15 protein-coding genes are annotated in these 11,346 nt (G+C 31.8%); 7 read left to right on the forward strand and 8 right to left on the reverse strand.

The features are described from left to right. Nucleotides 1-196: 196 nt before the first annotated feature. From KA814_RS11425 to KA814_RS11440, 4 genes are all read left to right on the forward strand, one after another. Nucleotides 197-748, forward strand: a complete 552-nt coding sequence (locus KA814_RS11425; protein ID WP_011304040.1) for a recombinase family protein — start codon at nucleotides 197-199, stop codon at nucleotides 746-748. Nucleotides 749-796: 48 nt separating this feature from the next. Continuing rightward, nucleotides 797-1,684, forward strand: a complete 888-nt coding sequence (gene cidR, locus KA814_RS11430; protein ID WP_070039664.1) for a cidABC operon transcriptional activator CidR — start codon at nucleotides 797-799, stop codon at nucleotides 1,682-1,684. A gap of 110 nt (nucleotides 1,685-1,794) precedes the next feature. Next, nucleotides 1,795-2,319, forward strand: a complete 525-nt coding sequence (locus KA814_RS11435) for an acyl-CoA thioesterase (RefSeq protein WP_011867724.1) — start codon at nucleotides 1,795-1,797, stop codon at nucleotides 2,317-2,319. A 7-nt stretch (nucleotides 2,320-2,326) separates the two neighbouring features. Then, nucleotides 2,327-2,701: a hypothetical protein gene (locus KA814_RS11440; RefSeq protein WP_210122756.1), complete on the forward strand. Its 375-nt coding sequence runs from the start codon at nucleotides 2,327-2,329 to the stop codon at nucleotides 2,699-2,701. A 130-nt stretch (nucleotides 2,702-2,831) separates the two neighbouring features. Here the strand turns inward: KA814_RS11440 and KA814_RS11445 are convergent, their stop codons facing one another. From KA814_RS11445 to KA814_RS11480, 8 genes are all read right to left on the reverse strand, one after another. Beyond that, a complete protein-coding gene (locus KA814_RS11445; protein ID WP_064209987.1) occupies nucleotides 2,832-3,869 on the reverse strand; it encodes a 2,3-butanediol dehydrogenase in 1,038 nt (345 codons plus the stop codon). Between the two features lie 128 nt (nucleotides 3,870-3,997). Further along, the gene (locus tag KA814_RS11450) at nucleotides 3,998-4,597 is read right to left on the reverse strand and encodes a hypothetical protein (protein WP_210122757.1); all 600 of its coding nucleotides are present in this window, start codon (nucleotides 4,595-4,597) and stop codon (nucleotides 3,998-4,000) included. A 157-nt stretch (nucleotides 4,598-4,754) separates the two neighbouring features. Next, a complete protein-coding gene (locus KA814_RS11455) occupies nucleotides 4,755-4,847 on the reverse strand; it encodes a type I toxin-antitoxin system Fst family toxin (protein ID WP_210122758.1) in 93 nt (30 codons plus the stop codon). 211 nt (nucleotides 4,848-5,058) lie between these two features. After that, a complete protein-coding gene (rbsK, locus tag KA814_RS11460; protein ID WP_119487831.1) occupies nucleotides 5,059-5,973 on the reverse strand; it encodes a ribokinase in 915 nt (304 codons plus the stop codon). A 24-nt stretch (nucleotides 5,974-5,997) separates the two neighbouring features. Beyond that, nucleotides 5,998-6,402 (reverse strand): D-ribose pyranase, encoded by a 405-nt coding sequence (gene rbsD / locus KA814_RS11465; RefSeq protein WP_119487832.1) that lies wholly within the window; start codon nucleotides 6,400-6,402, stop codon nucleotides 5,998-6,000. A gap of 20 nt (nucleotides 6,403-6,422) precedes the next feature. Next, on the reverse strand, nucleotides 6,423-7,304 hold the full coding sequence (gene rbsU, locus KA814_RS11470; RefSeq protein ID WP_119487833.1) for a ribose/proton symporter RbsU: 882 nt from the start codon (nucleotides 7,302-7,304) through the stop codon (nucleotides 6,423-6,425). A gap of 124 nt (nucleotides 7,305-7,428) precedes the next feature. Further along, entirely contained in the window at nucleotides 7,429-8,448 is a 1,020-nt protein-coding gene (rbsR, locus tag KA814_RS11475; protein ID WP_210122759.1) for a ribose utilization transcriptional repressor RbsR, read from the reverse strand. A 71-nt stretch (nucleotides 8,449-8,519) separates the two neighbouring features. Beyond that, nucleotides 8,520-8,918, reverse strand: coding sequence for a plasmid mobilization protein (locus KA814_RS11480; RefSeq protein WP_119487835.1), 399 nt, complete (start codon nucleotides 8,916-8,918; stop codon nucleotides 8,520-8,522). A gap of 360 nt (nucleotides 8,919-9,278) precedes the next feature. Between KA814_RS11480 and KA814_RS11485 the strand changes: the two genes are divergently transcribed. From KA814_RS11485 to KA814_RS11495, 3 genes are read left to right on the forward strand one after another with little or no spacing between them, the layout of a single operon-like run. Continuing rightward, the gene (locus KA814_RS11485) at nucleotides 9,279-9,659 is read left to right on the forward strand and encodes a plasmid mobilization protein (RefSeq protein WP_046838087.1); all 381 of its coding nucleotides are present in this window, start codon (nucleotides 9,279-9,281) and stop codon (nucleotides 9,657-9,659) included. Next, nucleotides 9,641-10,630 (forward strand): relaxase/mobilization nuclease domain-containing protein, encoded by a 990-nt coding sequence (locus KA814_RS11490; protein ID WP_070039660.1) that lies wholly within the window; start codon nucleotides 9,641-9,643, stop codon nucleotides 10,628-10,630. The genes KA814_RS11485 and KA814_RS11490 overlap by 19 nt, the downstream gene beginning before the upstream one ends. Before the next feature lie 28 nt (nucleotides 10,631-10,658). After that, complete coding sequence (locus KA814_RS11495; RefSeq protein WP_057534294.1) at nucleotides 10,659-11,111, forward strand: DUF334 domain-containing protein; 453 nt, start codon at nucleotides 10,659-10,661, stop codon at nucleotides 11,109-11,111. Nucleotides 11,112-11,346: the final 235 nt, after the last annotated feature.

The raw sequence follows: 11,346 nt of genomic DNA on the forward strand, positions 1-11,346 counted from the left end.
CATATATCGAATAAAGTGACATAAGAGGTTTTTCTTGGATATTTAAGTCTATAAACTTGTGCTATAATCAATGTGTCGAAAATATCAAAAATCATGAGTTTTCAGACGATGAGAGACGTGCTTATTTGCATCGAGAAGTAGATTTTATTAATAAGTATAAGCACCCATAAAACAATTAGTAAGAGGTGGTATTCAAATGGCTAAAATTGGTTATGCACGTGTATCAACACAAGATCAAAGTCTTGATGGACAAATTGATACACTTAAAGACTATGGTTGTGAACGTATCTTTAGCGAAAAAGTGAGTGGTCGCAAAACGAAAAGAACAGAACTTGATAAGTGTTTAGACTATTTACGTGAAGGAGACATCCTAGTTATCTATAAATTAGATCGTCTTGGACGTACAACAAAACAATTAATTGATCTGTCTCAATGGTTAGATGAAAACGGCATTGATTTACATATTATTGATATGAATGTGTCAACCAAAGATGCGATGGGAAAAATGTTTTTTACAATGATGAGTGCATTTGCGGAACTTGAAGCTAACTTATTAAGTGAACGTACGAAAAAAGGTCTAGAAGCTGCGAGAGCAAGAGGGAGAAAAGGCGGCCGTCCTTCTTTGCCAGATTATAAGAAAAGAGAAATCAAATTCTTATACGATGAACAAAAACTAACTGGGGAAGAGATTGCTAAACAGACAGATGTTAGTCGTTCAACGGTATACAGAATAATAAAAAATAATTAGTTTAAAAAACTGGTAACGTGAAGAAATAATAAAAAGGGAGGAAATTTATTGGAACTTAGACATATGCAGTATTTTGTAGAAGTCGTAAAGCAAAAAAGTATGACCAAAGCAGCATCTAATCTTTTTATCACACAACCCACAATTAGTAATACAATTAAATTATTAGAAGAAGAATTAGATGTAAATTTATTTAATAGGTATAAAAACCAAATATACTTAACTGACGCAGGAGAAGCTTTCTTTTTCCAATGTAAAGAAATGCTTAAAATGTATGATAATATCCCTAATGAGTTAAGTAATTTATTAGAATTAAAAAAGGGACATTTGAAAATTGGAATCCCTACTATTATTAATATAAGAATATTAATTGGCTTAATTTCGGAATTTCATGAAATGTATCCTAATATAACTTTTCAACTTTTTGAAAATGGTAGTAAAAAAATTGAAAACGATGTATATTATGGCGATTTGGACATGGGAATTACTGTACTTCCTACAAATAATAAAAACTTTGATATATTCTCTTTTTCAGAAGAAAAATTAAAACTGGTCGTTCATAAAAATCATGCATTATCTAAAAAAACAAAGATTGATATTGAAGATTTACAAGAACAAGAATTTATTTTATTCAATTCTGATTTCTATTTAAACGATAAAATCAAAAATACATGTAGAAATTATGGCTTTAATCCTAATATAATTTTTGAAACCACCCAATGGAGCTTCATAGAAGAAATGTTATTAAATAATCTAGGGATATGTATATTACCCGAAGGAATACTAGGCTTATTAGATAATAATTTACAAGCCATCGATATTAATGAACCTTCCATGAAATGGGAACTTGGTATTATTTGGAGAAAAGATATTATAGTTGATTCTTTAACAAAAAATTGGATTAAATTTCTCCAAGAAAACTTCTTAATTAACTATTAAATATAAAAGTATTTGAGAAATTTATAGCTATATAAAAAAAGGATATTTTATATTTATACACTCTCGCTCTATAATTAGAACGTAAAATATTATAGAAACGGGAGTTTTTTATGGAAAATTATAAATTTCCTAGAGATAGTAAAATTGTCAGTACGGATCAAGTATTAATTAATGATTTAAACAATTATAATACACTATTTGGGGGGGTATTAATGAAAAAAATTGATAATAACGCAACGCTATCAGCTAGAAGACATGCAAGAGTTAAAGAATGTGTTACAGCTTCTACAGATTCAGTAGAATTTTTATATCCAATCACCCAATCTGATTCAGTTTGTATAGAATCTTATGTAGTTTATACTGGAGAAAAATCTATGGAAATATTTTGTAAAGTCATTTCAGAAGATATGATTACTGCAGAAAGAAAAATTGCTGCTGTAGCTTTTCTTACTTTTGTAGCTTTGGATGAAAATAAAAAACCAATTAAAATACCCAAAATCTCTCCTCAGTCCAAAGAAGAAAAATTATTATTTATGGATGGCGAAGAAAGAGCTAAAATGCGAAAAATTAAACGATCACAAACTAAAAATATAATTGACTCTCTTGATATCAATAAGCCATGGGAATTGGAGTAGTGATAAAATGATTAATGAAATGGAAGAATTAAACCAAATTAAGTTAGATTTGAAAAAACTAAGAAACGAATTTCCTAGTATGTATGAAAAGTTAGAATATATAGCTAGTTTGACAAGACAATTAAGTATCCATTATAAATATTTAGGAGTACTTATGTTTTCAGATAACCGTGAAAATATTCAAAATGAGAGACCAACTTTAATAAGAGGATCTGTTTTAAAATTATATGAACAAGAAGTTGCAAAAGTTAAAAAAGATACTAATTTTGTGTTTTTTAAAGATATGATATTAAAATTCCAAAATGTGGACTACTCACAAATATTTCTTATCATTTTAGGTGCCGAACCTGGTTTTGTATTTAATAATACAATTATTAAATAATAAATAATAAATTCATTAAGAATGCTTAGACTAACAAATTATAAAAATTCACAAATTATTTGACTAAATGAAACTATATTTTAGCTAATAAAAGAGCCACTCTGATTTAGAGTGACTCTTTTATTAGCTTTTATAACTTAACGAGAATTTTTGCTTGTGATTTATCGTTTACAAGTTGTTTAAATCCTGACTCCACAATATCATCTAACTCAATTTCATCGGTAACGACGTCTTTGACTTTTAAATTACCTTCGTTAATTAAGTCTATTGTTTGTTGAAATGTAGTGGGGGTGTAAGCAATCGTTGAAGTAAGTTTTACACCTGTATTAGTTAATTGCATTGGATTCCATTCAATAGGATGGCCGAATATAGAAACTATAACAACAATACCTCTTGCTTTAGTAACATCTATTGCAGATTTAAGTGTTGGCGCTACACCAGCTACCTCAAATGCTACATCAACGCCATTATCAGTGTATTTACTAATAATATCACTTGGGTTTGATTCACCAGAATTTATCGTATGAGTAGCACCTACTGATTTAGCTTTATTAAGTCGTTCTTCCGATAAATCGAAAACAAATATTTTGCTAGCACCAGCTGCTTTGGCTGCTATAGTTGTTAATAAACCGATTGGCCCTGCACCAAAAATAGCAACAGTATCGCCAAATAGAACTTCTCCTTCTTTAATTGCTTGAACTGCAACAGCCGTCGGTTCTACAAGGGCGCCTTCTTTATCAGAAACATTATCTGGTAATTTATAAACATTCTCTTCTGGGGCGTTTGTAAATTCTGCAAATCCACCATCAGAACCTAAGCCTATAAATGAATAACCATCATAAAGATCAATATTTTCTTCTTTTTCACGATTTGAAACTGTAGGATTAATGACAACACGATCGCCTTTATTAAATTTTGTAACCTTAGAACCAATATCATCTACTACACCTGCAAATTCGTGGCCTAATGTAACGGGCGCTTTTTGGCCAAGGAACGGGTCAGGTTTGTCTGTTGAAATAAATATAGGGCCTTCTAAGTATTCATGTAAATCTGTACCACAAATGCCAGCCCAAGACACTTTAACTTTAACCTCATTATCTTGTAACTCTTTAGATTTTCGATCTTCAACTCGTACATCCTTTTGACCATACCAAACTGCTGCTTTCATTGATAAAACCTCCTTGTTTTAGTTAATTTAATAGTATGCCTTTTAAAAGTTACTTTCAAATAAACTAACCTTTTAATATAGTGTTTCTAAATTATTATATGATTAGAGTGTACCCTGAATTCACAAAATCAATAAGTAAATGCAAATATTAGGAGTCTAAATTTATTTAGATCATCTAGGCTCAAATATTCATTCTCTTTTTTCATGTCTTTTGTTAAAAAGTAAAATTTACGTATTGTTTCATCAACTAATATTTTATTTTCATCTCCTGTTTCAATTATTGCTCCGTGATAATTTGTTCCATATTTTTCCATACATTTACTTTCATAACCTTCAAAAAGTTTTTCAGCTATAAAAAACTTATTATACTTTTCTACTTGATTAATTAAAAATATTCTACTAGTAATCAAATTTGAAAAATACATAGAATCATAGATATCTAATTCTTCTCCCCCTGATCCTCTTTGTCCTTCATAAATAACCGATTTACCTTCACTGTCTACTTTATCTTTAAGTAACATTTGCATCAATTCAACAGTTTCCTCTTTTTCTCGTTCTATTCCAATAGAACTACCATTCCAACTGATATATAATTTAGTTAAATCATTAAGGATGTTTTTTATCTGTTTGTAAAATATGATTATAATAACCATTAGCAATAATGGAAAACTAAATTCTGAATACAAATACTTAAATATTTCTATACTACAACTTAAGATACTAATCATAGAACTTCCCCTCTTTCAGATATAATCTTTTTGCATTCCTACCCTCTATGATGTTATAATGTGTTTAACGAAAAAGATTAGCAATAATACACCAATCCCCTCACTATGTCCGTAGTGAGGGGATTTTTACGGTGTTGACTATTTGTCGCCTACTTAATTATTTATCGCGATTACTAAGCCAATAAGTAAAATACGCGATAGCACAGCCACTGATGACTGGCGCTATGATGTGAACGAAAAAGATTAGCAAAATAATACACCTCCTCTCTACGTCAAATTGACGCCTGAGAGATAGGCGACTTCATTATTATACCATCTATGAATGTGCAAGCATATCTACTTCCGATAAGTTGAATTATGTTAAATAAGTACAAGATGTACGCTTTTTAACTTCGAATAATTATCGGTGTTGTTAATATAAATTATTCGAAAACCAAGTCTCTCATTTACGTTATAAATTTTTATACATCTAATACATCTTCCTCAAATGGAATAGACTTTTGCGCTCCTTCTACTTGAACAGAAATAGAAGCTGCTTTATTAGCATATTTTATACTTTCTTCAAAATTAAGATTATTGATATCAAAGCGACTAGCAAATGCTCCAATAAAAGTGTCTCCCGCAGCTGTGGTATCAACAGCTGACACTTTAAATGCGGGTATTAAATTAGATTCTTCTTGCGTTGCATAATAAGTACCTTGACTGCCTAACGTAATAATAATAATTTCTATACCTAATGATAAGAAATACTCTGCATTTTGTTTCATTGATGAATGATCAACTACTGGAATGCCGCTCAATAATTCTGCTTCAGTTTCATTAGGAATAATAATATCGGTTAGATTCAGTAATTTTTTCGGTAATTCACTTGCTGGTGCTGGGTTTAGAATAGTAGTAACATGATTTTTTTGAGCAATTTCAAATGCTTTAATAATAGCAGGAACAGGTATTTCTAATTGTGCAATAATATAATCGGCATTAGCAATTGCTTCCGTTGCTTTATCTACATCCTCCTCGTTTAATTCCATATTAGCCCCACCATATACTAATATAGTATTTTGACCATTTTCATCAACAGTAATAAATGCTTGTCCTGACTCAGCAGTATTTGTTGTTGTTATATTTTCTGTATTTATATTTTCTTTCTTAAAACCTTCAACCATAAAATTTGCGTCACCTTCATCTCCTATTTTAGAAACGAAAGTAGTTTTTGCGCCTGATCGTGCAGTAGCAATTGCTTGGTTAGCTCCTTTGCCACCTCCGTAAATTTTTTGAGCATTTGAGATATGCATAGTCTCTCCAGGTTTAGCAAATCTTTTTACATTAAGAATTTTATCTACATTAGTAGAACCGATAACTACTACATTATTTTTCATAATAGATTCTCCTTTATATATATATTAAAAAGTCACATTCGACTCAAGAGCAATATTTGAAAATGGTGTTGTTTCTCCCGTACGAATATTTGCTTTTGTTGTTGAACTATTTAAATTTTGCTTCATTTCGTCATGTTCAATGAATTCCACATCTACATTTTCTCCAATTAATGCATATATCTGTTCCAGTTGATAAGGGTTTTGATTTCTGATTTCTGTAGCCAGATAAATTTTTTGAATTTCTAATTCAGATAAAACAACTTCTAGTACTTCAATAAATTTTGGTAAATCTTTAGTTACTGCTAAATCAATACGACGTTCGTCATTAGGTATAGGCATACCTGCATCATTTATAGTTAATATATCAAAATGTCCTAACGTTGCTATTGCTTTTGATACATGACTATTCAACACTTTATTTTTTTTCATAAATTAAATCCCTCAATTCTCTATTTAATAAATACTGTAACAGCAGCTGCTACTATTATGAGTACTAGACCTATAATTGTAACAATAAGTTCTTTTAATGTTTTTCTTTGATTTAAGAAATAAATACCTGTCAATGTAGCTAGTACTACAGAAGTTTGAGACAATACAAATCCTGTTGCTAAACCATTCATATCGGGTTGAGCTGAAATTAAATATGTCAAAGCAGCGAAGGCAAAGAAAAATCCAGAAATTATTTGCTTCCAGCTCACTTTTTCAATAAATGCGTTTCCACCTTTCATATTAATGAAAGCATAAATTATTGAAGCAATGACCATACCGATTGCTTGAGGCAAGAAGGCCTGCATTCCACCAATATCAGTTGCTTGTGGCGCAGCAGAATATGCCCAATAGCCTATTTCACCTATTAATAATAAAATGACTGCTTTTCTTAAATTTCTAGCATATTGCTTTTCTTTTTTTTCACTCCACACTGTCATTTGAGCTCCAATTAAAATGACCAATAATGCGGTAAATCCTATTACTTTATTTAAAATACCAGGCCAGTCGCCTAATGCGAAAACGCCCCAAAGTGAAGCTCCTAATAATTGAAATGCTGTAGTTATAGGCATAGCTTTAGAAGATCCAATTAAACCAAATGCTTTAAAAGTAATGATTTGTCCAAATGACCAACCTATACCTGAAATCAGTGAAAATATTAAATTTGCTCCTGTTGGTAACCTCATACCTTGAATAAATGCAAAACATAAAGCAAAAATCAAGGTACCTACAGTCGCTCCTAATATTTGATTGACTGGACGTCCACCAAATTTAGAAGCAATTGTTGGAAAAAGACCCCAACCAATTAATGGTCCTAAACCAATTAATATTGCTACTATATCCATTAAGACACCTCTAACTTGTTATAATTAAGTAAAAGGTTTTATTAAAACGTTTTACTTAATTATAATAACACCTCCATTATATTTTGTACACGCTTTCACATAATATAAAAAGAAGCAAAGAATTTCATTTTTTGCTTCTTTTTATATACTTATTTAATTTTTTTGTAGTTTCTCTAATAATCAACTCATTGGCTAAATTAATATTATGTATCCCATCTTCATTACTATCTTGTAACTTATTCGTTATTAAACTCAATGAAGCTTTACTTATTTTTTCTATAGGTTGAGCAACTGTAGTTAAAGAAGGATTCAAATATTTCGCAATATCTATATCATCAAAACCGATAATAGATATATCATCAGGTATGTTTAACCCTTTATTGACTAATCCTCTTATAATACCAATTGCCATTTCATCATTCATAGCAAAAATTGCACTGACTTGTGATTCAATGATTTGATCCACAATACTAAATCCTCCTTCTTTAGATAAATCTGTTTCAATAACTAAAGGAGAAGCAAGATTATAATTTTCACAATGTTGCTTAAACCCATCTACTCTCGCTTGCATATTACTAGTAAGCATATAAGGTTGAGCAATTAATAATTTTGTATGACCATATTCAATTAAATGTTCTGCTGCCAGTTTCCCCCCTCGTTTTTCATCTGTTCTAACAATATCTGTAAACCCATAATCATCACTTTGATCTAAAACTATATAAGGTATATTGTGTTCATTTAAATAATTGTTTAATATCGACGGGTTATTAATCATTTGAGCAATGACTAAACCATCTACTCCTCGCTCAACAAGATGAATAATGCCTTTTTCTATTTCATTTTCTTTTGCTGTTAAAAAAAATAAATCTACATTATCAGATTTATAACTGTCCATAGTTTGCATCATTGTAGAAAAGAAAGGATTAGTGAGATTAGGCAATAAAACCCCCACAGACTTTATATTATTTCCCCTTAATTGTTGTGCGTTTTTATTAGGAAAATAACCTAATCTTTTTTTAGCTTCAACAACTTTATTTACTGTTTTTTCTGAAAAACGATCACTTTTTTTGTTTAAAATTTGAGAAACAGTAGTGAGTGACACCCCTGCTTCTTTAGCAACATCTTTAATTGAAATTTTTCCCAATTCTTATTATCCCCCTTTAGAATTATTATATTAAAATTCATTATTTTAATTTTATATAAACGTTCCAATTTTTATTGTTCTTTTTTAACTTGATGAATCGCTTGAATCAACTCCCGATCACTTTGGACTTCATGTAGATTAATATAAAAACGATCATCTTCAATATAACTCGCAAATCGCTTAAACATGTTGGCGTAATACGCATTAGATTGGACTTGCGATTTTAAATCTTCAACATCTTCATTCGTATCAATCGTCATTTGATTCGAAGGCATTTCAACGACCGTTGGTTTGATTCGATTGCCTAAAGCAACTAACCGTGTATAAGCTGTGGGGTTCAAATTTCTGATTTCAGCTAACTGTTTCACTTTTTCATACTCGGCTTCCGTTAAATTAATATTAATCGTTTTGGCTTTCTTTTGATTTTGACTTGGCATTTTCATTCCACCTTTAACTAAGTAATAGCTCATATAAAATCAACCTATTTTATTGAGTGATTGCTTAGTTTTCATTTTAACATAGGTGGAATGATTTGGTGAGTAATTACTAAAATAAAGATATTAATATTTTATGAGTAAATACTCATGATTTAACGCGCACATTTTTGCGCGTTGTACTAAGCAAATACTCATGAGTATTTGCTATTTTTTCGTAGAAAAAATCCCAGGGGGCTTGGGGGATTTATCCACCAACAAGCAGGGTATCTAGGCACGAAGTGGCTAGCATCCCCATTGCTTGCCAAACCTCTGAAACGATGTGAGGAAGATTGTATTATGTTATAATACAATCAACGGAACAACGTGTCTTTCGTTAGAAAGCGAGGTGGAATTGTGAGCGAACGTAAAACAATGACTGAAGGTAACGAAGCTGTCGGGAAAAACCAAATCCCCGACCGCAAGGCACCGAAACAAATTAGTTTTCGTGTGAGCGAATCCGAATATTCAAAGTTACAGGCTTCGGCTGAAACTTTGAATATGAGTGTGCCTTTGTTTGTTAAAAACAAAGCACAAGGGGCTCGATTAGTGGCGCCCAAATTAGACAAAGTCACGCGCCAATCGATGGCCAAAGATATGGGTAAGTTGGGGAGCAACTTAAACCAAATCGCTAAAGCTTTAAATACGTATGGCGAACGCGCAAATATGGAACAAATGCAACAAGATATCGCCATCATGCGTGAGGAGTTGAATCATATATGGCAACAACTAAAATAAGTGCTACAAAATCAACATCACGGGCCATTAACTATGCAGAAAAACGCGCTGAGGAAAAAAGTGGTTTAAATTGCGACATCGATTATGCGAAAAGTGCGTTTAAAGCTTCTCGCGAAGTTTACGGTAAAACAGACGGCAACCAAGGTCATGTGATTATCCAGTCATTCAAACCAGGAGAAGTAACCCCTGAACAGTGTAATGCCCTCGGTTTAGAACTCGCCGAAAAAATTGCCCCTGATCATCAAGTTGCGATTTATACGCATAGTGATACCGATCATGTGCATAATCATATCGTGATTAATGCCATCAACTTAGAAACAGGTAAAAAATTCAATAATAATAAACAAGCACTTAAAGACATCAGACAAGCAAATGATGAGGTCTGCCGTCATCATGGTTTATCTATTCCCAACAATCAAGCAGAAATGCGCTACACCCAAGCTGAACAAAATCTCATAGATAAAGGGAAATCGTCATGGAAAAATGATATCCGGTTAGCCGTTGATGAAACACAAGCGACAGATATGAAAAGTTTCCAAGAACAATTACGTCCGAAAGGTATCATTGTTGAACGTGTGACGGATAAAACCATCACATATAGACATATAGAAGCAGATAAAAAAGTACGTGGCAGCAAACTAGGTGATATTTATGACAAAGGAGGTATTACACATGGCTTTGAAGCCGAGAAACAACGTAGAAGAAGAAAATACGAATCAAAATCAACAACTCCTGAACGAACTCCAACAGATCAATCAACGCATAGACAATCTAGAACAACGCTTAACTGGTCATCTTTCGACCAATCAACCCAAGCCCTCTTCAATGAACGAAAACGTCGTGAACGAGCTGAAAGAGCAGAACGCGAAGCTCGGGAACAGGATGATCGAGCTCGAGCAGCGAGAGCAAAACAGATCGAATCAGAACCAACAATTAGTAAGCGAACTAAAGGCTTCGACCTCGAACTTTAAAAACTACTTAGATAAAACAGAAACCAAAGTGATTAAAATTTCCAATCAAATGTTAGCAAAAATTGATACCAAACATATAACTGAGGATGTCGCAAAGGCGTTTAGACAAGAAAAAGATGGGATGTATGAGGATCTTAAAGGGATTCGAATGGCCAACCAAGAACATCATGAAGTATTGAACAATAGTTTAAAAGAAAATCAAAAGTTGAATAGTACGTTTAAATCAAGTATCAAAAGTATGACGCATGGTATTGGTGCCCTATACTTCGTTATTTTATTAATGGCCTTAGTTTCCATTGTGACTGGTCCGATTGGAAACGTTTTAGGTATTGATAACATGTACAGTGCCTTACATCATACGATTACACATACACAATCAGTATGGGGCTACTTATGGTATATCGCTTATATCGTCCCTTATATACTCTTTATTTTAGTTTTATGGGCTTGTTTAAGTCTTTTAAGACTATTTGAAAAGTAAAAGTTAAAAAATTATTAAGTCAGTAAATAAATAGGCATTCATCGATAAAATCGATGAATGCCTATTTCAAAAAGAACGTTATTTCTATATAATATCAAGACAAGAAGAAACTCGTTTTCAACACGTTTTAAAACCACCAACCACAACCTTAAAACTCATCGTAATTTCAATTAAGTTTTTCTTAATTATTCATTCTTTTTCTACGTCACTTAAATTCCACGTTAAAGGCGTAATA

Origin of the sequence: Staphylococcus sp. GDY8P196P (genome assembly GCF_017891705.1) — a bacterium.
In the GTDB taxonomy this organism is placed as follows: Bacteria; Bacillota; Bacilli; order Staphylococcales; family Staphylococcaceae; genus Staphylococcus; species Staphylococcus ureilyticus.